The organism is Myxococcus sp. MH1 (assembly GCF_059738865.1).
On the sequence record NZ_AP026947.1, the window covers coordinates 5177595 to 5201023 of the forward strand.

At 71.9% G+C, this 23429-nt stretch carries 3 protein-coding genes (1 of these 3 only partly in view); all 3 read left to right on the plus strand.

Features of this window, described 5'->3' with window-relative positions; all coding sequences use genetic code 11:
- Nucleotides 1-188 precede the first annotated feature (188 nt).
- Tightly spaced (each overlapping or abutting the next), the 3 genes in view from AC6JA9_RS20620 to AC6JA9_RS20630 form a layout consistent with a single transcriptional unit that may run on beyond the window.
- Nucleotides 189-5537 (plus strand): amino acid adenylation domain-containing protein, encoded by a 5349-nt coding sequence (locus AC6JA9_RS20620; protein WP_497960501.1) that lies wholly within the window; start codon nucleotides 189-191, stop codon nucleotides 5535-5537.
- Complete coding sequence (locus AC6JA9_RS20625; protein ID WP_497960503.1) at nucleotides 5530-16887, plus strand: type I polyketide synthase; 11358 nt, start codon at nucleotides 5530-5532, stop codon at nucleotides 16885-16887. The genes AC6JA9_RS20620 and AC6JA9_RS20625 overlap by 8 nt, the downstream gene beginning before the upstream one ends.
- On the plus strand, nucleotides 16884-23429 hold the start of the coding sequence (locus AC6JA9_RS20630) for a non-ribosomal peptide synthase/polyketide synthase (RefSeq protein WP_497960505.1). 11721 nt of this gene lie beyond the right edge of the window; 6546 of the gene's 18267 nt are visible here — the first part of the coding sequence; the start codon lies at nucleotides 16884-16886; its stop codon lies beyond the right edge, outside the window. Before AC6JA9_RS20625 ends, AC6JA9_RS20630 begins: the two co-directional genes overlap by 4 nt.

Below are 23429 nucleotides of genomic sequence, written 5' to 3' on the forward strand. Positions count from 1 at the left end.
CGCCGATGTGCTGGGTCATTCGTGATGACACGCCTTTTCTGGATGCCCCGAATCCATTAAAAGATAGGCGCATCCAGGGGACGCCAGTCGGTGCAGCCAAGACAACGCCCCCGGGTCGCTGGGACGCGTGTGTGCCGAGCTGAAACGGCTGGTGTCCTGCTGAAAAAATCCCCCCTCGGGACATCGACATGTATCTGCCGACTCGCGCTGCCCCCGCCTCCGCGTTCGTCCGTCCAGGTTCCGCCACGCTCGTGGATGTCTGTCGCATGCGAGCGTTCGATCAGCCCACGGACCCCATCTACACATTCGTCGATGAGGAGGGGGAGCACACCGTCACCTACGCGCAGCTGGATGCGCAGGTGCGGGCCGTGGCGGCCCGGCTCCAACGGGAGCTGGCTCCGGGAGAGCGCGCGCTCCTCATGTATCCGCCGGGGCGTGAGTACGTGGTGGGGTTCCTCGCGTGCCTGTATGCGGGCGTGGTGGCGGTGCCCGCGTATCCGCCGGACGTGATGCGGCTGGGCCGCACGCTGCCGCGTTTGCAGGCGCTGGTGGCGGATTGCGGCGCGAAGCTGGCGCTCACCACCTCCGGCATCTCGGAGCTGGTGGGGCCGCTCACCGAGGGCCTGGACGACCTGCGCGCGCTGCGCTGGTTGTCGACGGACGCGGTGCCGCTGTCGGAGGCGGACGGCTGGCGCGCGCCGGCGCTGAGCGACGCGACGGTGGCCTTCCTCCAGTACACGTCCGGCTCCACGGGCACGCCGAAGGGCGTGGTGCTGGCGCATCGCCAGCTGATGCACAACAGCGAGCTCATCGCGCACGGCTTCGACGCGAGCCCGTACCCGCGAGTCGTCTCGTGGCTGCCGCCGTATCACGACATGGGGCTCATCGGCGGCATCCTCCAGCCGCTGTACCGGGACATGCATGTGTCGTTGATGTCGCCGATGTTCTTCCTCCAGCGGCCCATGCGCTGGCTGGAAATCATCTCCCGCCACGGTGGGACGGTGAGCGGCGGGCCCAACTTCGCGTTCGACCTCTGCGTGCGCAAGAGCACACCCGAGGAGCGGGCCGCCCTGGACCTGAGCCGCTGGGAGGTGGCGTTCTGCGGCGCGGAGCCGGTGCGCGCGGAGACGATGGAGCGCTTCGTCCAGGCCTTCGCGCCCTCGGGCTTCCGGCGTGAGGCGCTCTATGCCTGCTATGGCCTGGCGGAGGGGACGCTCATCGTCACGGGGCGCAAGCGCGTCGCGGCCCGTCCCGTGGACCTGGTGGTGCGAGACTTCTCGCGCGAGGCGCTGGAGCGCGGCGAGGCGCGCCGTCCGGAGCCGGGCGCCGAGGGTGTGACGCTGGTGGGCAGCGGCGAGGTGCTGGGCACGCAGGTGCTGCGCGTGGTGGACCCGGTGACGGGGGAGCAGAAGGCCCCGGGGCAGGTGGGCGAGCTGTGGTTGCAGGGGCCGAGCGTGGCGGAGGGCTACTGGCAGCGCCCCGAGGAGACGGAGCGGACCTTCCACGCGCGCATCGCGGGCACGGGTGAAGGACCCTTCCTGCGCACCGGAGACCTGGGCGTCGTCGACGGTGGCGAGGTCTTCGTCACGGGGCGCCTGAAGGACGTGCTCATCCTGCGCGGCCGCAACCTCTACCCGCAGGACGTGGAGCTGACGGTGGAGCGCAGCCACCCGGGCCTGCGCCCGGGCTGTGGCGTCGCGTTCTCGGTGGACGTGAAGGGCGAGGAGCGGCTCGTCGTCGTCCAGGAGGTCTCCGGCAAGGCGGTGGAGGCCGGGGCCGTCGAGGAGGCGGTGGCGCGCATCCAGGCCTCGGTGGCGGAGGAGCATGGCGTGGCGGCGCTCGCGGTGGTGCTCATCGCCGCGGGCAGCCTGCCGAAGACCTCGAGCGGCAAGGTGCAGCGGCGCGTCACCCGGCAGACGTTCCTGGAGGACGGGCTGGAGGTGGTGCACGCCTGGCGGGAGGGGAGGGTGGATGCGCACGCGCCGGACGCCGGTCCGCGCGAGCCCGTGTCGACGACGCAGGATGGAGACGTGCTCGCGTGGCTCCGGGAGGAGCTGTCGCGCAGCCTCGGTGTCGCGCCGGGTGGGCTGGATGCCGACGAGCCGCTCACACGCTACGGCCTCGACTCGTTGCGCGGGCTGGATGTGATGCACGCCGTGCAGCAGGCGTGGAAGGTGTCGCTGCCGCCCACGTTGTTGCTGCAGGGGCCCAGCCTGCGCGAGGTGTCCGCGTGGGTGGAGCGCATGCGGGGCACGGCGGAGGCGTCGTCCGCGACCGCGGGCGCCGAGGACTCGACGCCCCACGTCTCGGACGGGCAGCGAGCGCTGTGGTTCCTCCAGCGACTCGCGCCCGGTGCCACCGCGTACCACATCACGAGGGCCGTGCGGCTCTCGCCGAGGGTGGACCTGGCCGTCCTGGAGCGTTCGTTCAACGCGCTCGTCGCCCGTCACCCGGTGCTCGCGTGCGCGTTCCCCGAGGAGAAGGGCGAACCCGTGTGGCGCGCCGCGACGGCGCCGGTGTTGGAGCAGGAGTCCGCGCGAGGCTGGACGGAGCAGGTGCTCCACGAGCGACTGGTGTCGGAGTCACATCGGCCGTTCGATCTGGAGCGTGGGCCGCTGCTGCGGCTGCGTGTCTTCACGGACGTGGAAGGGGGGCCGGTGTTGTTGATGGTCCTCCACCACCTGGTCACCGACTTCTGGTCGCTGGAGGTGTTGGCCGAGGAGCTGGGCGTGCTCTACACGGCGGGGAGACGCGGGGTGCCCCCGCTGCTCCCCGCGCCTGCTCCCGCGGTGGGGCCCATCCTCCGGGCGGAGGAGGCCCGATACACGGGGGCCCGGGGCGAGGCGCTCCAGTCCTGGTGGCGTGAGCGGCTGAGCGGCGAGCTGCCCGTGTTGGAGCTGCCCACCTCGCGTCCCCGGCCCCGGCTCCAGTCGTTCCGTGGCGGGACGGTGTCCTTCCGTGTGGAGGCGGAGACGGCGTCGCGGCTCGTGTCATTGGGACAGGCCAAAGGCGCCACGCCATTCATGGTGCTGCTCGCGGGCTACCTCGCGTTCCTGCGTCGCTACACGGGACAGGAGGACCTGGTGGTGGGCACGCCCACGGCGGGCAGGTCGCGCGCGGACCTGGCGCGACAGGCGGGGTACTTCGTCAACCCGGTGCCCCTGCGCGCGCGGGTGGCCCGCGGGGTGTCCTTCTCCGGTCTGCTCGCGGAGGTGCGAGGCACGGTGCTGGAGGCGCTGGAGCACCAGGAGCTGCCCTTCGCGCGCCTCGTCGAGCGGCTCCAGCCGCGACGTGATGCGTCCCGTCCACCCGTCTTCCAGACGATGTTCGTGCTGCACTCGGGACGTCCGGGGCGCGAGGCGCTCGCGCCGTTCGCGCTCGGCGGCGCGGGGGCCCGCGTGAGGCTCGGCGAGCTGGAGCTGGAGTCGGTGCCGCTGCGCAACCAGGCCTCGGCCTTCGACCTCACGCTGTCGATGGCCGAGTCGTCTGGCGGCTTCGAGGCCAGCCTGGAGTACTGCTCGGACCTCTTCGACACCGAGCTCGCGGAGCGCATGGCCCGGCACCTTCGCGGGCTGTTGGACGCGGTGTCGCGAGCGCCGGAGACGCCGGTGCTGGACCTGCCGTTGCTCGATGAGGAGGAGCGACGCGCCACGCTCGCGCTGGGGCGGAGGCCCGCGGCGACCCGGCCCCCCGAACCGCGAGGGCTGCACGAGGCCTTCGAGGCCTGGGCGGTGAAGACGCCCGACGCCGTGGCGCTGGTCGCGGGCGCCACGAGCTGGACGTACCGCGAGGTCAACGAATGGGTGGACCGGATCGCGAGCAGGTTGCGTCATCAGGGTGTCGGGCCGGAGGGGCGCGTCGCGACGTTGTTCGAGCGCGGTGGACCCGAGGCGGTCATCGCGTTCCTCGCGGTGCTCAAGGCGGGCGGCGTGGTGATGCCGTGCGAGCCCTCGCATCCTCCCGAGCGCATCTCCTGGTTGTTGCAGGACTCGGGGGCACGTTGGTTGCTCTCGCAGGACCGACTCGCGCGGAGGCTCGAGGTCCCCGCGGGGGTGATGTCGCTGCGTTGGGAGGAGTACGGCGCTCGTGACGCGCAGGCCGAACCCTCCGCCGAGCGGACCCCCTCCGTGCCGACGCTGGAGGGCGCGGCGTACCTCATCTACACCTCCGGGAGCACGGGGCGTCCCAAGGGGGTGCTGGTGCCGCATCGCGGGGCCCTGCACCTCGCGGAGGCGATGGGCCAGCGCTTCAACCTGGGGCCTGGCGCGCGGGTGCTCCAGTTTGCCTCGCCGGTCTTCGACGCCTCCGTGTCGGAGTACCTCCAGGCGCTGATGACGGGCTCGACGCTGCACTTGCCGCCGTCGGGCGAGGTGCTCGCGGGAGAGGCCCTGCACCGCATCCTCCGTGAGCAACGCATCACCCACGTGACGTTGCCCCCGTCGGCCTGCGCGCTGTTGCCCGATACTCCGTTGCCCGATTTGCGGATGCTCATCTCCGCGGGAGAACCCTGTCCCGAGGACCTGGTGACGCGCTTCGCGCCGGGTCGGGAGATGGTCAATGCGTACGGCCCCACCGAGGCCACGGTGTGCTCCACCTGCGCCACGTGTCGGGCCGGGGAGGGGGCGCCGGACATCGGTCGGCCGCTGCCTCATGTCGACGCCTATGTCCTCGACGAAGCCCTGCGGCCCGTCCCCTCGGGCGTCGCGGGCGAGCTGTACGTGGGCGGTCCCCTGGTGGCCCGCGGCTACCTGGGGCGCCCGGAGCTGACGGCCGAGCGCTTCGTTCCGGACCCCCATGCCGACGAGCCGGGGGCGCGGCTGTATCGCACGGGAGACGTGGCGCGCTGGCGCGCCTCCGGTCACCTGGAGCTGCTCGGCCGCGTGGACGCGCAGGTGAAGCTGCGTGGGTTCCGCATCGAGCCGGGCGAAGTGGAGTGCGCCCTGCGTGAGCTCGCTGGCATGCGCCAGTCACACGTGCGCGTGTGGAGCCCGCCGTCGGGTGGTGAGCCTCGACTGGTGGCGTACGTGGTTCCTCCGGACGCGGGGATGCCGCCGCCAGGCGAAGTGCGCGCGAGCTTGCGGGCGCGCCTGCCGGAGTACCTGGTCCCCGCGGACTTCGTCGTCCTGGAGGCGCTGCCCGTGTTGTCCAGCGGCAAGGTGGACACGCGGGCCCTGCCACCGCCGACGCGCGCGACGCCGCAGGAGGGCGCGCCGCGCACGCCGCTGGAGGAGACGCTGGCCAAGGCCTGGGCGGAGACGCTCGGCTTCCCGGCGGTCAGCATCCACGCGCACTTCTTCGACGACCTGGGCGGCAGCTCGCTGTCGGCGGTGCGCGCGTGCGCCCGCCTGCGCGAGGCGCTCGGTCGTGATGTCCCCATCACCCACTTCTTCGAACACCCCACGGTCCAGGCCCTGGCTCGGAGGCTGTCCTCCGAGTCGGAGCCCGGGACGCAGGCCGTGAAGCACCAGGAGCGCGCGGAGGCCCGTCGTCAGGCCCTCCAGCGTCGCGGCGGAAGGAACAACCGAGATCATGGCTGACCAGGACCAGACGGGCGGTAGCGGCAACGACATCGCGATCATCGGCATGGCGGGCCGGTTCCCCGGCGCCGCGAACGTGCGGGACTTCTGGCGCAACCTCCTCGACGGCGTGGAGTCCATCTCCCTGCTGAAGCCCGAGGAGCTGGAGGTCTCGCCGTTGGTGCCGGAGTCCCTGCGGCGTCACCCGGACTTCGTGCCGATGGCCAGCGTGCTGGAGGACGCGGACGCGTTCGACGCGGGCTTCTTCGATGTGCCTCCTCGCGAGGCGCTGTGGATGGATCCCCAGCAGCGCGTGTTCCTCGAGTGCGCCCACGCGGCCCTGGAGGACGCGGCCTATGACCCCGCGCGCTACACCGGGAAGATCTCCCTGTACGCGGGCGCGGGGCCGTCGCTGCACACGATGGGCATGTTGGGGCAGGGGCAGCTGGACCCGGCCTCGCTCTACGAGGTGATGGGCACCTCGGGCGAGAACCTGGCCACCAAGGCCTCGTTCAAGCTGCGGCTGCGCGGCGAGAGCCTCGCGGTCTACACGGCGTGCTCCACGGGCCTCGTGGCCGTCCACATGGCCTGCCAGAGCCTGCTCCTGCGCCAGTCCGACATCGCGCTCGCGGGCGCGGTGCGGGTCTCGCTTCCGCAGCGCACGGGCTACCTCTTCCAGGAGGGGATGATCCTCTCCCCGGACGGGCACTGCCGCGCGTTCGACGCGAAGGCCGCCGGCACGGTTCCGGGCAATGGCGCGGCGGCGGTGGTGCTCAAGCCGCTGGAAGACGCGCTCCGGGATGGGGACCACGTCTATGCCGTCATCCGAGGCTCCGCGCTGAACAACGACGGTGGCCTGAAGGTCGGCTACACGGCGCCCAGCGTCGAGGGCCAGGCGGATGTGATTGGCGAGGCGCTCGCCTACGCGGGGCTCACCGCGGACGACATCGGCTACGTCGAGGCGCACGGCACCGGCACGGCGCTGGGTGACCCCATCGAGGTGGCGGCGCTCACCCGCGCGTTCCGTCGCGACACGGACCGAAAGGGCTACTGCGGCCTGGGCTCGGTGAAGACGAACGTCGGTCACCTGGACACGGCGGCCGGGCTCGTGGGCCTCATCAAGACGGCCCTCGTGTTGTCGGAGGAGGAGCTGCCGCCCACGCTCCACTTCACGACGCCCAACCCCTCCATCGACTTCGCGAACAGCCCGTTCACCGTCGTCGCCGAGCGCAAGCCCTGGCCCCGGGGCGAGGTGCCTCGGCGCGCGGGCGTGAGCTCGTTCGGCATCGGCGGCACCAACGCGCACGCGGTGCTGGAGGAGGCGCCTCGACGCGAGCCCTCGGCCGCGAGCACCCGGCCCTCACAGGTCGTCACCCTGTCCGCCCGGAGCGAGCAGGCGCTCTCCGCGTCCCTGCGCGAGCTGGCGGACTGGTTGGAGACGGCGTCGCCGGACGTGTCCCTCGCGGACGTGGCCTTCACGCGCAACCGGGGGCGCGGCGCCTTCGAGCACCGGCTCTCGGTGACGGCGACGGACCGCGCGGAGCTCATCAAGAAGCTGCGCGGCAAGAACACCCCGCGGGTCCTGGAGGACGTGGCTGCGGCCCGCGAGCGTCGCGTGGCCTTCCTGTTGCCGGGGCAGGGCGCGCAGTCGCTCGGCATGGGGCGGGAGCTGTACGGCGCGGAGCCGCGCTTCCGCGAGACGGTGGATGCGTGCCTGACGCAGCTGGGACCCGTGCTCGAGAAGGAGCTGCGGGGCGTCCTGCTGCCAGTCGCGGGCGAGGAGGCCGCCGCGCGTGAGGCCTTGAAGGACCCCCGCCTGTCGCTGCCCGCGTTGTTCTGCGTGGAGTACGCGCTGGCGAAGCTCTGGGAGTCGTGGGGCGTCCAGGCGCACGCGCTGTTGGGACACAGCTTCGGTGAGTACACGGCGGCGTGCCTCGCGGGTGTCCTTCCGCTGGAGGACGCGCTGACGCTGGTGGTGACGCGCGGGACGCTGATGGCCCGCATGCCTCCGGGCAGCATGACGGCGGTGGGGTGCGCGGAGGAGGTCATCCGTCCGCTCATCACGGGGACGCTGTCCCTGGCGGCCGTGAACGCGGCGGAGCGCTGCGTCGTCTCGGGCCCGACGTCGGAGGTGGAGGCCCTGGAGCAGGAGTTGCTCGTGCGCGGCATCGCCGTGATGCGGCTGCCCGCGGGCCACGCGTTCCACTCCGTGGCCGTCGAGCCGCTGATGGACGAGCTGAAGAAGGTCGTGTCGGGCCTGCGGCTCTCGGCGCCTCGGGTGCCGTACGTGTCCAGCGTGACCGGCACCTGGATTCGGCCGGAGGAGGCGACGGACCCTGCCTACTGGGCCCGCCAGATGCGCGCGCCGGTGCGCTTCGCCGATGGCATGGAGACGCTGAAGCAGGACGGCGTGGCCGTGTTCCTCGAAGTGGGACCGGACCAGGCGCTCACCGCGCTGGCGAGACTGGCGCTCACGGGCCCCTCGGGACGCGTGGTGTCTTCGTTGCCGCGCTTGCACATGAAGGTGTCCGAGCACGGCGTGCTCATGGCGGCCGTGGGCGCGCTGTGGGAGTCCGGGCTGGCGCTGGACTGGAAGCAGTTCTACGCGCACGAGCGGCGACGCCGCGTGTCCCTGCCGACGTACCCCTTCCAGCGGCAGCGCTTCGCCCTGGAGGCGCCCAGGCTGCCCGTGGCCGCTGTCGCCACGCAGCCCGTCGCGCCCGTTCCCGTCGCCGAGCCCGTCCGTGTCGAGCCCCCTCGGGAGGACGTCGCGGTGCCAGGCGACAAGGCCGCGCCGCGCACCGAGGTGGAGCGAGGCGTGCTCGCCATCTGGCGCGAGCGGCTGGGCCGCGCCGACTTCGGCATCCACGACGACTTCCTGGAGCTGGGTGGCAACTCGCTGATGGCGGCGCAGATGCTCACGCGGCTGCGCGAGGCGTTCCCGGTCCAGCTCCCGCTGAGTGACTTGTTCGAGGCGCCCACCGTCGCGGGCGTGGCCGCGCGCATCCAGGCGCGGATGGGGACGCAGAGCGCGGCGGGGAAGGCGGGCGTGCTCCCTCCGCTCGTCCCCATTCCTCGCGATGGCGAGCTGCCGCTGTCCGTGGTGCAGGAGCGCGTCTGCGCGCTGGAGCAGGCGCTCCCCGGCAACCCCGCGCTGAACATGTCGGCGACGTTGCGACTGTCCGGTGTGCTCGACGTGGCGCTGTTGAAGCGCTCCCTGGAGGCCATCGCGCAGCGGCACGAGGCCCTGCGCACGACGTATCCCCTCATCGGTGGTCGCACCGTGCAGCGCGTCTCCGCCGAGCCTCGCGTCCCCCTCGTCGTGGACTCGTTGAAGGCGCTCTCCCCGGAGGCGCGCGAGACGCAGTGGCGTGAGCGGGTGTACGAGGAGATGGCCCGGCCGTTCGACCTGGCCCAGGGGCCGGTGGTGCGCGCCCTGTTGCTCGAGCTGGAGGAGCGCGAGTACGTCCTGGTCGTCTCGGTCCACCACGTGGTGTGTGACACGTGGTCCCTGGTGGTGATTGGCGGCGAGCTGGGGGCCTTCTACGGTGCCTTCCAGCGCGGTGAGCCCGCGCCGCTGCCCGCGCTGTCCATCCAGTACATCGACTACGCGGCCTGGCAGCAGAAGGCGCTGCTGTCGGGCGCGTTCGCGGAGCAGACGCAGGCGTGGCGCGAGCGACTGGTGGAGCTGCCCGGGCCGCTGGAGCTGCCCGTGGACCTGCCTCCCACCGACGGGCCCGCGCTGAGTGGTCGGCGCAGGAACGTCGGCTTCCCCGAGGCGCTGACGGGCGCGGTGCATGCGCTGGCGAAGCGTGAGGGCGTCACCTCGTTCATGGTGCTGCTCGCCTCGTGGAAGGTGTTGCTGGCCCGTTGGGCGGGGCGTGACGACATCGTGGTGGGGACACCCATCGGCAACCGGAGTCGCCCGGAGCTCGAGCCGCTCATCGGCTACGTGGCGCACGCGGTGCCGCTGCGCACGGACCTGTCGGGAGACCCGACGTTCCGTGAGCTCATCGGCCGGGTGCGGGACGTGGTGGTGGAGGCGTACTCCCAGCCGGACGTGCCCTACGAGCACCTCATCCGCGAGGTGGAGCCCACGCGAAACCCGGGACGCGAGCGCGTCTTCGACACGCTCTTCATCCTGCATCCCCGCTTCGATGCGAACCTGGAGCTGCCCGGGCTGCGAATGCGCATCGTCGAGGTGGAGGACGGGCCGGCGCAGTTCGGCAACGTGTTGTCGCCGCTGTCGGTGTCGATGGGCGAGGACGCGGGCGGCTTCACCGGCACGCTCGACTACGCGTCGGAGCGCTTCGCGCCGGAGACGATGGCGCGGCTCGTCGCGCACTGGACGTCGCTGCTGACGGCGGCGGTGGAGGACCCCGAGCAGCGGCTCTCCTCGCTCCCGCTGGAGCACGTGGCCCCGAAGCCCCTCGTGCCCGCGCGGGAGGAGCCGCGCACGCTCGCGGCGCTCTTGGATGCCCGGTCCTCGGAGGCGCTCGACCGCGTGGCCCTGTCGGTGGAAGGTGGCGCGGACGTCACGTGGCGGGAGCTGCGCTCGGAGGCGAAGCGACTGGCGTCGGAGCTGCGTGCGAAGGGCGTGAAGCCCGAGGTGCTGGTGGCCCTCTGCCTGGAGCCGTCGGTGGAGCGCGTGGTGGCGCTCTGGGCGGTGATGGAGGCGGGAGGCGCGTACGTGCTCCTCGGCGCGCCGCAGCTCAAGGAGCTGTCCGCGCTGGCGCCCGAGGGGAGCCTGCCGCCGGTGTTGCTGACGCACGAGCGGTTGCAGACGAGCGTCCCGTTGGACCCGGACCGCGTCATCCGGGTCCGGCTGTCCTCGCAGCTCGACATGCCGCGAGCCTTCAAGCTCTTCCCGGTGCTGCCGTCGCGGATGCCGCCGGAGACGATGGTCTGCCTGGAGACGCTCGTCGCGCCCTCGGGTGAGCGGCTGCGCGCCGTGCACACGGTGCGGACGGTGGACGCGCTGTTCCGACGTCTCGATGGGGACGGCGTGGCCGGGGAGGGGACATGGCTGGCCGCGGAGGAGACGGGCTCACCGGGGACGGGCCTGGAGTTGTTGTGGGCGCTGACGCGGGGCCTGCGCGTGGTGCTGCCATCGGAGCGGGCGCGCCTGGTGTTCTCCTCGGCGCGCTCCGCGGGAGAGCGGCCCGGTCCGGACTTCAGCCTGTCCTTCTTCGCGAACGACGAGGACTCGCTGGGGGGGCGCAAGTACCGGCTGCTGCTGGAGGGCGCGAAGTACGCGGACACGCACGGCTTCTCCGCGATGTGGACGCCGGAGCGGCACTTCCACTCCTTCGGCGGCCTGTACCCGAGACCCGCGGTGGTGGGCGCGGGCGTGGCCACGGTGACGGAGCGGCTGGGCATCCGCGCGGGCAGCGTGGTGTTGCCGCTGCATGACCCCGTCCTCGTCGCCGAGGAGTGGTCCGTCCTGGACAACCTGTCCAACGGCCGCGTGGGTGTGTCCTTCGCCTCGGGCTGGCACGCGAACGACTTCGTCTTCGCGCCGGACCGCTACGCGAAGCGCAAGGAGGTCATGTTCAAGGGCATCGAGGAGGTGCGCACGCTGTGGCGTGGCGGCTCGGTGCTCCGACGCAACGGCGCGGGGGACGAGGTGGAGGTGTTCCTGCGCCCGCGGCCGGTGCAGAAGGAGCTGCCCTTCTGGCTCACGGCGGCGGGGAGCCCGGACACGTTCCGCATGGCGGGCGAGCTGGGGGCCTACGTCCTCACGAACCTGATGGGGCAGAACCTGGAGGACCTGGCCTCGAAGGTCGCGCTCTACCGCGAGGCGTGGCGGCAGCATGGCCACCCGGGCCGGGGCCATGTGAGCCTCATGATGCATGCGTACCTGGGGACGGACGAGGCCGAGGTCCGTCGGCTCGTGCGCAAGCCGTTGCTCGATTACTTCCGCAGCTCGGTGGACATCCTCCAGGCCTTCGCGTCCAGCCTCGGTTTGAAGGGGGACCTGCGCACGCTGACGAACGCGGACGTGGATGCCCTGCTGGAGCACGGGCTCACGCGCTACGTGGAGGAGGGCGGCCTGTTCGGTACGCCGGACACGTGCGGGCCGGTGGTGGAGCGGGTGCGGAAGCTCGACGTGGACGAGGTCGCGTGCCTCGTGGACTTCGGCGTCGAGGTGGAGGCGACGCTCGAAGGACTCGTGCACCTGAACACGCTGCGGCGTCGGTATTCACCGAGGCCCTCCGCCGCGATTCCGGGCATGGCCATCCAGGAGGGGCCTGGGGCCGCGGCGTCGCTGCTGTCGCTGGTGCGGCAGACGCAGGCGACGCACCTGCATGTCACTGCGTCGCTGGCGCGAGCGCTGGCGGAGCTGCCGGACGCCTCCGAGGCCCTGAGCCCGGTCCGTCATGTCCTGGTCGAGGAGGCGAAGGAGGACGTCACCGCCGCGCTGGCGCACGTGCTCTCCGCCCAGGTGTCCCGGCGTGACCCGCTGCTCGGCGTGGGCGCCTGGATTCGCGCGGGCGCGATGGAGGACTCCGGCTGGGAGGTGGTCGATGCGCAGGGCCGCCCGGTGCCGGTGGGCGTCGTGGGTGAGCTGGCCGTCACGGGGGAGCGCGCGCCTCGGGGGCTCTGGAATGCACCCGCGACCTCCGCGCTGCGCGCGCTCTCCGGCGCCGTCACGGGCTTCTCCCTGGGACGCAGGGCGCGCCGTCGCCTGGATGGAACGGTGGAATTGTTGGCACCCGTCCGGGGGCCTTCACGTCGACCGAAGCCACCCCGCGTCGCCCCGCAGTCCTCGGCACCGACGAAGCGCGAGGGCCCTCCGCCCATCCCGCGCATCTCGCGCGAGCAGCCGTTGGCGCTCTCGTTCGCGCAGCAGCGCCTCTGGTACCTGGACCGGCTGGAGCCGGGGAACGTCGCGTACAACAACTCGGTGATGCTGTCGCTGAGCGGCCCGGTCGACGCGGCCGCGCTCCAGCGGGCCCTGGAGGAGGTCGTGCGGCGCCACGAGGCGCTCCGGACCACCTTCTCCATGTCCGACTCGGGCGCGGTGCAGCACATCACCGCGCCGGGCCCGCTGCCACTCCCGCTCTCCACCCTCGAGGAGGATGTGTCGGTGGAGGCCTGGGCCAGGGCCGAGGCGCGCAAGCCGTTCGACCTGGAGCAGGGACCGCTGTTCCGCACGTCGCTGCTGCGCGTCCACGAGCAGGAGCACGTGCTGCTCATCGTGATGCACCACATCGTCTCGGACGGCTGGTCCTCGGGCGTGTTGTTCCACGAGCTGGCCACGCTGTACGCGGCGAACATCGAGGGCCGGCAGGCCACGTTGCCCACGCTGCCGGTGCAGTACGCGGACTACGCGGCCTGGCAGCTCGAATGGATGCGGGGCCCCGAGCTCGCGGCCGAGCAGGCCTGGTGGCGTGACGTCCTCGCGGACGTGCCCGTGCTGCGACTGCCGACGGACCGTCCCCGTCCTCCCGTGCAGACGTACCCGGGGGCGCGTCACGCCATCCGCATCCCGCGCGCGCTCACCGAGTCCCTGACGTCCATGGGCCGACGTGAGGGCGCCACGCCGTTCATGGTGTTGATGGCCGCGTGGCAGACGCTGCTCCATGCGTACTCGGGGCAGGACGACTTCGCGGTGGGCACGCCGGTGGCGGGCCGCAACCGGCCGGAGGTGGAGCCGCTCATCGGCTGCTTCATCAACTCCATCGCCCTGCGCGCCGACCTGTCGGGGGACCCCACGCTGACGGAGGTCATCGGGCGGGTGCGCCGCGCGGCGCTCGGTGGCTTCGGGCACCAGGAGGTGCCGTTCGAGAAGCTGGTGGACGCGCTGCACGTGGCGCGCGACCTGAGCCACACGCCCATCTTCCAGACGATGCTGGTGCTGCACAACACGCCGCCCATCGAGCTGTCCATGGCGGGCCTGCGTCTGGGGAGCCAGGTGGTCCACACCGGCTTCACCAAGCTGGACCTCACGCTGGAGCTGGTGGAGTCCAAGGACGGCCTCTCCGGAGGCATCGAGTACAACACCGACCTCTTCGACGCCGAGACCATCCGCCGCCTCTCCGGTCATCTGGTGGGACTGCTGGAGCAGCTGGCCGCGCGTCCCGAACAGCGGGTCTCCCAGCTCAGCCTTCTGTCCGAGGCGGAGCGTCATCAGCTCCTCGTGGAGTGGGGACCGACGCCCCTGCCGGAACCCACGGCGGCGGAGACGGTGTCGTCGCGCTTCGCGGCGCGGGCCGCGAGTGTGCCGGACGCCGTGGCGGTGGAGGACGACTCGCGCCGCCTCACGTACCGGGAGGTGGAGTCGCTCTCCTCGCGACTGGCCTCGGCGGTGAGCGCGCTGGGGGCGGGGCAGGGCGCGGTGGTGGCGCTCGCGTTGGCCCAGCCCACGGACGTCGTGGCCGCGATGCTCGGCGTGCTGCGCGCCGGAGCGGCGGTGGTGGTGCTGGACCTGGAGCACCCGGCGGAGCGGCTCGCGCGCATCCTCGAGGACACGAAGGCCTCCGTGGTGGTGACGTCGGGCGCCTGGCGTGCACGGGTGCCCGAGCGTGAGGGCCTGTCGGTGGTGACGGTGGAGTCGCTGCCGACGACTGTCGGAGCGCTGCCGCCGATGCCCGAGCCGCATCACGCGGCGTGCGTCGTCTACACATCGGGTTCGACGGGACGTCCGCGCGGCGTGGTCATCGAGCATCGCCAGCTGGTGTCCGCCACGCGGGCCCGACAGGCGGTCTACGGGGCTCCGGGCGTCGTGTTGTCCCTGGCGCCGTTCACCTTCGATGCCTCCCTGGCGGGCCTGTTCTGGTCGCTCTTCGAGGGCGGAACGCTGCGCTATCCCGACGTGGAGGAGCGCGAGGACCCGAGGCGGCTGGCGGAGCTGGTGGCGAGGGCGCGCGTCACGCACCTCATCTCCGTGCCGGCGCTCTATGCGCAGGTGCTCGCGGCGGCGCCCGCGGGTGGACTGTCGGGCCTGCGCGCGGTGAGCGTGGGCGGCGAGGCGTGCGCGGTGGAGCTGGCGCAGGCGCACCATGAGGCCCTGCCCACGGTTCCGCTGTTCAATGAGTATGGTCCCACCGAGGCGACCATCTGGAGCACGGTGCACCGTGTCCAGAAGGACGAGCAGGGCAGCGTGCCCATCGGCCGCGCGGTGCCGGGCGCGAGGGTGTACCTGCTCGACTCGCGGCGAGGGCTCGCGCTGCCCGGCGCACCGGGCGAGGTGTACGTCGGCGGCGGCGGTGTCGCGCGAGGCTACCTCGGTCAGCCCGAGCTCACCGCCGAGCGCTTCGGCGTGGACCCGTTCGACGCGCGTCCCGGAGCGCGCATGTACCGCACCGGCGACGTGGCGCGCTGGCGTCGGGACGGGACGCTGGAGTTCCTGGGGCGCGCGGACTCGCAGGTGAAGGTGCGTGGCTTCCGCATCGAGCCCGGTGAGGTCGAAGCGGCGCTGCTCGCGAATCCGGAGGTCCGCGAGGCCGCGGTGGTCGCGCGAGCGGACGGTGGGCCCAAGCGACTGGTGGCCTACGTGGTGGCCTCGGCCGTCGAGCCGGGGGAGGCCGTGTCCTCGGGCGCGCTGAAGTCCTGGCTGCTCTCGCGGCTGCCGCCCTACATGGTGCCGTCGACGTACGTGACGCTCGCGTCGCTGCCTCGTACGCGGCACGGCAAGGTGGACACGCGCGCGCTGCCCGTGCCCGAGTCCCAGGTGACGAAGTCGACGAGCGCGTCGAGCACGGGGCCGCGCACCGAGGTGGAGGAGCGGCTCGCGGCGCTGTGGAAGGAGGTGCTCAACGTGGACCGCGTCGGCATCCACGATGACTTCTTCGAGCTGGGAGGCGACTCCATCCTCGGCTTGCAGATCGTCACGCGGGCGCGCGCCGCCGGACTGGAGCTGTCACCGAAGCAGCTCTTCCAGAACCCCACGGTGGCCAGGCTCGCCGCGGTGGCGGGGACGCGGCTCACGGTGCAGGCCGAGCAGGGGCCCGTGGTGGGCCCCGTGGCCCTCACGCCCATCCAGCGCTGGTTCTTCGAGCTGGAGCTGGAGGACCCCGACCACTGGAACATGTCGCTGATGTTCCAGTCCCGCACGCCGTTGGACGCGGCGCTGCTGGAGCGCGCCCTGGCGCACGTGGTGGAGCACCACGACTCGCTCCGCCTGCGCTACGCCAGGACGGCGGACGGCTGGCATCAGACGTCCGAGGCTCCCGGGGCGCCCATCCCGCTGGAGCGCGTGGACCTGTCCGACGTGCCGCGCGAGGCCCTGGCGAGCACGCTGGAGCAGCGGGCGATGGCGCTGCAGCAGTCGCTGTCGTTGGACGGCGCCATGATTCGGGCCGCGCTGCTGGAGCCCGGGGATGGCGAGCCCGTGCGACTGGTGCTGGCGGTCCACCACCTCGCGGTGGACGCCGTGTCGTGGCGCATCCTGGTGGAGGACCTGTCCACCTCGTATGCGCGACTCGCCGAGGGCGCGCCGGTGCAGCTGCCGCCGAAGACGACCTCGTACCAGGCCTGGGCGCGGGGACTGGAGACGCTGGCGGGCTCGGAGAAGCTGGGCGCCGAGCGCACGTGGTGGCGCGAGCGTCCGTGGTCCGAGGTGGCGCGGCTGCCGCGGGACTTCCAGGAGGGCGGCAACACCGAGTCCACGGTGCGCACGGTGCAGGTGGCGCTGGATGCGGAGCGGACGAAGGCGCTGCTGCACGACGTGCCGAAGGCCTGGCACACGCAGCCCCAGGACCCGTTGCTGACGGCCCTGGCACAGGCGCTGTCCGCGTGGACGGAGCGGGGCATCGCGCTGGTCGACGTGGAGGGCCATGGTCGCGAGGAGGTGCTCCCGGGCGTGGACGTGTCGCGCACGGTGGGCTGGTTCACGCGCTTCTTCCCGGCGCTGCTGGACGTGCGTGAGGCACGAGGGCCCGGTGAGGCGCTGCGCGGCGTGAAGGAGTCGCTGCGCGCGGTGCCGACGCAGGGCATGGGCTGGGGCCTCCTTCGCTACGTGGCGCGGGACGCCGCGCTGGCGGAGTTGCCCCGGGCGGAGGTCGGCTTCAATCACCTGGGACAGGTGGACGGCCTCGTCGGAGCGGAGGGGCCCTTCACGCTCGCGCCGGAGAGCGAGGGCTTGCGGCAGCGCGCGGCGAGCTCGCGTCGGCCGTACCTGTTGGATGTGACGAGCGTGGTGCGAGAGGGCCGGCTGGAGGTGACGTGGACCTTCAGTGAGGCGGTGCACCGTCGTGAGACGGTGGTGCGAGTGGCGGAGGACTTCGTGGCGCGGCTGCTGGCCTTGATCCAGGCCTCGAGCGCTCCGGACGCGGGCGGGCATTCGCCGTCCGACTTCCCCCTCGCGAAGGTGAAGCAGTCGCAACTCGACAAGCTGGCGGCCCGGTTCGGAAAGAAGACGCGATGAGCGACAACATCGAGGACCTGTACCCGCTGTCGCCCCTCCAGGGCGGCATGCTCTTCCACGCCATCTCCGAGCCCGGCAAGGGCCTCTACTTCAACCAGCTCGTCTGTGAGCTGCGAGGCGCGCTGGACGTGCAGGCCTTCGCCGCCGCGTGGCGGGGCGTGGTGGCGGCGCATCCCGTGCTGCGCACCGCGCTCGTCTGGGACGACGTGGACGAGCCGGTCCAGGTCGTGCTGCGCGAGGTGGACCTGCCCCTGCGCGAGGAGGACTGGCGGGACCTGTCCCCGGAGGGCTTCGAGGCGCGGCTGGAGACCTTCCTGGCGAAGGACCGGCAGGAGGGCTTCGATTTGTCGCAGGCGCCGCTGATCCGCCTGACGCTCCTGCGCGCCGCGGACCGGGTGTATCGCTTCGTCTTCAGCCACTCGCACCTGGTGCTGGATGGCTGGTCCGTGCCGTTGGTGGTGAAGGACTTCTTCACGCTGTACGAGGGGACGGTCGCGGGCCGCGCTCCGAGGCTCGCGCCTCCGCGTCCCTTCGGTGACTACCTGGGGTGGCTGGCCGAGCATGACCTGAAGACCTCGGAGGACTTCTGGCGCCGGGAGCTGGCGGGGTTCCACGAGCCCACTCCGACGGGCGCGGGCGTTGGCGAAGGCGAGGGCCGGGCCACGCTCATCGGCCACCTGTCCGAGCAGACCACGGCCGCGCTCAACGCCTTCACGCGTCGCCACGGCGTCACCCTGAGCACCGTGGTGCAGGCCGCATGGGCCCTGGTGCTCGGGCGCCTGTCGGGCTCCGAGGACGTCGTGTTCGGAACCACCGTCTCCGGTCGTCCTCCGGACCTGGCGGGCGTGGAGGAGATGGTCGGCCTGTTCATCAACACCCAGCCGGTGCGCGTGCGCTGGTCGGGGGACCTCACGTGGGCCACCTGGCTCCGCCGCATCCAGGAGCAGCAGGTGGACGCGCGCCAGCACGAGCACGCGCCCCTGGTGAAGGTGCAGCGCTGGAGCGAAGTCCCCGCGGGGACGGCGCTGTTCGACACGCTGGTCGTCTTCGAGAACTACCCCCTGGACTCCGCGCTCACGTCGGCCTCGCGAGCACTGGAGGTCCACCGCGTCCAGTCGAAGGAGGAGGACCACTTCGGCCTCACGCTGACGTCGTCCCCGGAGGCGCGGCTCCCGCTGCACTTCCGCTACGACCGGAGCCGCTTCACGCGGGAGTTCGCGCAGGCGCAGCTGGACCGCATGGTCCTCGTGATGGAGACCCTCGCGACGCGGCCGGAGAGTCGCCTGGGCGAGCTGTCCCTGGTGTCCGCCGCGGAGCGGGAGCTGCTCCTGGTGCGCTGGAACGACACGGACCGGGAGCTTCCGTGGGAAGGCGCGCTGCACGAGCGCTTCGAGGAGCAGGCCGCGCGCACGCCCGAGGCCCTGGCCGTCCTCGACGACGAGACGTCGCTCACGTTCAGGCAGCTGGACCGTCGGGCCAACAGGCTCGCCCATTGGCTGCGTGCTCGCGGCGTCGGGCCCGAGTCCCGCGTCGCGCTCTGCCTGGAGCGCGGCGTCGACATGGTGGTGGCCCTCTTCGGCGTCCTCAAGTCGGGAGGTGCGTACGTCCCCCTGGACCCGGCCCATCCACCGGAGCGACTGGGCTTCGTGGTCCAGGACGCGGGCGCCACGTTCGTCCTCTCGCAGCGCTCGCTGGCCAAGCGACCTCGGAGCCAGGGCACCGAGGTCATCTGCCTGGATGACCCGGGCATGGTGGAGGCGCTCGCCGCGGAGCCGGACACCGCGCCGCCGCGGGTCTCGCTCCCGGCGCACCTGGCCTACATCATCTACACGTCGGGCAGCACGGGCCAGCCGAAGGGCGTGATGATTCAGCACGCGTCGGTGATGAACCTGCGCGCGGCGCTCGCGTCCAAGGTCTTCGCCGGACTGAGCGGCCCGCTGCGCTTCAGCCTCAACTCGCCGCTGGCGTTCGACATGTCCGTCCAGCAGCTCGTCCACATCTCGGATGGCCATGCCTTGTGCGTGGTGTCGCAGACCGTCCGCCAGGACGCGGCCCTCCTGGTGGAGTGGGTGGAGCGACACCGCGTCGACGTGTTCGACGGCACGCCGTCCCATCTGCGCGTGCTGCTCGATGAGGGGCTGGGAGCGCATCGCCCGCTGCGCATCCTCTTCGGAGGCGAGGCGACGGACGAGACGCTCTGGGCTCGCATCGCCGCGCACCCGCACATCACCGCCGTCAACGTCTACGGGCCCACCGAGTGCACGGTGGAGGCGACGGTGCGCTTCGTGCGCGGCACGTCGGGACCCTCGCTCGGCCCACCGCTGGCGAACGTGCGGGCGTATGTCCTGGACGCGAACCTCCAGCTCGCCCCCGTGGGTGTCGCCGGCGAGCTGTTCATCGCGGGCGAGGGCGTGGGGCGTGGCTATCTGGGCCGCCCCGCGCTGACCGCGGAGCGCTTCCTCCCGAATCCCTTCAGCACCGTCCCGGGCGACCGCATGTACCGCACGGGAGACAAGGTGCACTGGCTCCCGAATGGCGAGCTCCGGTTCCTCGGGCGCATCGACTTCCAGGTGAAGCTGCGTGGCTTCCGCATCGAGCTGGGGGAGATCGAAGCCACGCTCTGCCGACACCCCGAGGTTCGCGACGCCCTGGTCCTCCTGCGCGAGGACGCGGGGGCGGCGCCGAGGCTCGTGGCGTACGTGGTGTCCTCCGGCGAGCGGGGACGAGAGCCCGCCGTGCTGCGCGAGTTCCTGCTGGAGCAGTTGCCCGAGTACATGGTGCCCGCGGCCTTCGTCGCGATGGATGAGCTCCCCAGGACGAGCAGCGGCAAGGTGGATCGCCGCAACCTGCCGGCGCCCGAGATATCGGTGGTGGAGCGCACCGACGAGGTCGCGCCGCGCGACGCGAAGGAGGAGACGCTCGCCGCCATCTGGGCCCAGGTGCTCGGACGCCCCCGGGTGAGCGTGCACGATGACTTCTTCGAGCTGGGAGGAGACTCCATCCTCGGCATCCAGGTCATCTCCCGTGCCGCGCAGGCGGGGTTGCACCTGCGCGCGAAGCAGCTCTTCGAGAATCCGACCGTGGCGCGGCTCGCGGCGGTGGTCTCCGAGGCGCCCCGGGAGGTCATCGCCCAGGGCCCCGTGACGGGACCGGTGGCGCTGACGCCCATCCAGCACGGGTTCTTCGAGCACGAGCGGTCGGGAGTGCACCACTTCAATCAGGCCCTGCGCCTCACGCTGCGCGAGCGGATGGTGCCGGAGCACCTGGGCCGCGCCCTCCAGCTCGTGCGCGAGCACCACGATGCCCTGCGGCTGCGCTTCACGAAGGACGCGGAGGGACGCTGGCAGCAGGAGCTGTTGGGCCTGGACGGCGTCCTGCCCCTGGAGACGGTGGACCTCAGCAAGTCCCAGGCGCGCGAGGCCGAGTTGGTGGCCCACGCCGCGCGGGTCCAGGCGAGCCTGACGCTCTCCACGGGAGAGGTCGCGCGAGCGGTGCTGTTCGAGTCGGGACCGGACGTGCCGCAGGAATTGTTGATCGTCATCCATCACCTCGCGGTGGATGCCGTCTCCTGGCGCGTGTTGGTGGAGGACCTGCTGTCGAGCTACCAGCGGCTCCGCGCGGACGAGCCCGTGAAGCTCCCCGCGAAGACGGTGTCCTATCAGTCCTGGGCGTCACGTCTGGTGGAGCACGCGCGGACCCCCGCCGCACAGGCGGAGGCGACCTTCTGGCTCGGGCTGCCATGGGAGCGGGTGGGCGCGTTGCCGCGTGAGGTGGAGGGCGGCCCCGCGAACACGGAGGGCGCGTCGAAGGTGGTGGAGGTGGCGCTGGAGCCCGCGGAGACGCAGTTGCTCCTCCAGGACGTGGCGAAGGCGTTGCGCGCGAAGCCGGACGAGCTGTTGCTGGCGGCGCTCGCCCACGTGCTGCGTCGGTGGACGGGGGCGTCGTGCGTGCGGGTGGACATGGAGGGCCACGGGCGCGAGAACGTCTTCGGCGAGGTGGACCTCTCGCGCACGGTGGGGTGGTTCACCAGCATGTTCCCGGTGTTGGTGGAGGCGACGGGGGAGGGGCCCGGAGCGTGGGTGCGCGCCGCGAAGGAGGCGATGCGGCGCATCCCGTCCAAGGGCGTGGGCTTCGGCGTGCTGCGCTACCTGTCACCGGACCCGGCGCTGCGTGAGCGCCTGCGTGCGCTGCCCGCGCCGGAGGTGGGGTTCAACTACCTGGGACAGTTCGACAACGTGCTGCCGGCCACGGCGCCGCTGCGGATGTCCGAAGGCTCGGTGGGGCCCACGCGTGCGCCCGAGGGCATGCGCGAGCACCTGCTCGACGTGGACTGCATCGTCAGCGGCGGCCGGATGCGGCTGATGTTCACCCACGGCCCGGGGATTCATCGGACCGGGACGGTGGAGACGCTGGCTCGCGGGTTGAGCTCGGCGCTGCGTGAGCTCATCGCGCATGCGACGTCGGAGGATCCGCGCGGACTGTCACCTTCGGACTTCCCCTTGGCGAAGCTGGGCCAGGGCGCGCTGGAGGGGCTCGCGGACCGGATGGCCTCGAAGGGCCTGCGCCTGCGCGACGTGGAGGACCTGTATCCGCTGTCTCCGTTGCAGCAGGGCATCCTGTTCCACATCCTCCAGGACGAAGCGTCCCAGCCCTACTTCAACCAGATGGCGTTCGAGCTGGAGGGCGCGCTCGACGTGAAGGCGCTGACCGAGGCGTGGCGACAGGCGGCACGTCGCTTCTCCATCCTCCGGACGGCGTTCTACTGGGACGGGCTGGACGCGCCGCTGCAAGCGGTGATGCGTGACGTGGAGCCCCCGGTCCAGGTCGAGGACTGGCGCGCGGTGCCTCGGGGCGAGGTGGAGGCGCGGGTGTCGGCGTTCCTGGAGGAGGACCGTCGCCGCGGCGTGGAGCTCTCCGTCGCGCCGCTGTTCCGGCTGGGGCTGCTGCGGACGGACGAGCGGGTCTGGCGCGTGGTGTTCAGCTTTTCGCACCTCTTGCTGGATGGCTGGTCCACGCAGCTGGTGACGCAAGATGTGTTCACCCGGTACGAGGCGCTTCGGCGCGGTGTGACGCCGCCGCGAGGAGAGGTCCGGCCGTATCGAGACTTCATCGCCTGGCTGGAGCGACAGGACCCGCGCGCCGCGAAGGAGTTCTGGAGCAAGGCGCTCGTGGGGTACTCGGAGCCCACGCGCGTGGACGTCGCGGCGGCGGCGCGGGGCCTGTCGGGTCGAGGCGGACAGGAGCTGCGGCTCGGAGCGGAGGAGACCGCGGCCCTCGTGGCCTTCGCGAGGCAGCAGGGCATCACCCAGAGCACCCTGGTCCAGGGCGCGTGGGCCGTGGTGCTGGGGCGCTACAGCGGTCGGGATGACGTGGTCTTCGGCGCCACCGTCGCCGGACGTCCCGCGGAGCTGACGGACTTCGAGAGCATGGTGGGCTTGTTCATCAACTCCATCCCCGTGCGCGTGCGGATGCCCTCCGAGGCGAGGGTGGGCACGTGGCTGCGGGAGCTCCAGGGATGGATGCAGGAGGCCCGCCAGTACGAGTCGACGCCGCTGGTCGACGTGCGTCGCTGGAGCGAGGTGCCCTCGGGCGAGCCGTTGTTCGAGACGCTGTTCACCTATGAGAACTATCCGATGGAGGCAGGGCTCTCCACGCCGTCGGAGGACCTCGTGGTGCGCAACCCCATGGCGGTGGAGGCGGACCACCACCCCATCTCCCTGGTGGTCATGCCGGGGAACGAGTGGGTGCTCAAGCTGAACCATGACGCCGCGCGCTTCGACGCGCTCGCGGTGCGGCGGATGCTCGAGCAGGTGCGCCACCTGTTGTCCGAGCTGCGCGGCAAGGTCGAACAGCCCTTGTCGACGCTCGACCTGATGGGCGCGGACGAGCGGCGGCGGCTGCTGGAGGAGTGGAGCGGGCGGAGCGGGATCTCGTCACCCGGCCAGACGCTGCACGAGCGCTTCGAGGCGCAGGTCGCGCGCACGCCCGAGGCGTTGGCGGTCCTGGATGACGAGACGTCGCTCACGTTCAGCCAGCTCGACCATCGGGCGAACAGGCTCGCCCGGTGGCTGCGCGCTCGCGGCGTCGGGCCCGAGTCCCGCGTGGCCCTCTGCCTGGAGCGCGGCGTCGACATGGTCGTCGCCGTGCTGGGTGTCCTCAAGTCGGGCGGTGCCTACGTCCCCCTGGACCCGGCGCATCCTCGCGAGCGACTGGCCTTCGTGCTCCAGGACGCGCGCGCCGCGTTCGTCCTCACGCAGCGTTCTCTGGTCGAGCGAGTGGAGGCACAGGGCGTCGAGGTCATCCCTCTGGATGAGCCGGACATGGTGGAGGCGCTCGCCTCGGAGTCGGAAAGCGCGCCGCCGCGTGTCTCGCTTCCGGAGCACCTGGCCTACGTCATCTACACGTCGGGGAGCACGGGCCAACCGAAGGGCGTGATGATTCAGCACGCGTCGGTGATGAGCCTGCGCGCGGCGCTCGCGTCCACGGCCCTCGTGGGTTTGAACGGTCCGCTGCGCTTCAGTGTCAGCGCGCCGCTGGCCTTC

Bases quoted from the DNA above. Each gene is read 5' to 3' on its own strand.
- AC6JA9_RS20625 (WP_497960503.1), top strand. From the start codon at position 5,530: ATGGCTGACCAGGACCAGACGGGCGGTAGCGGCAACGACATCGCGATC.
- AC6JA9_RS20620 (WP_497960501.1), top strand. From the start codon at position 189: ATGTATCTGCCGACTCGCGCTGCCCCCGCCTCCGCGTTCGTCCGTCCA.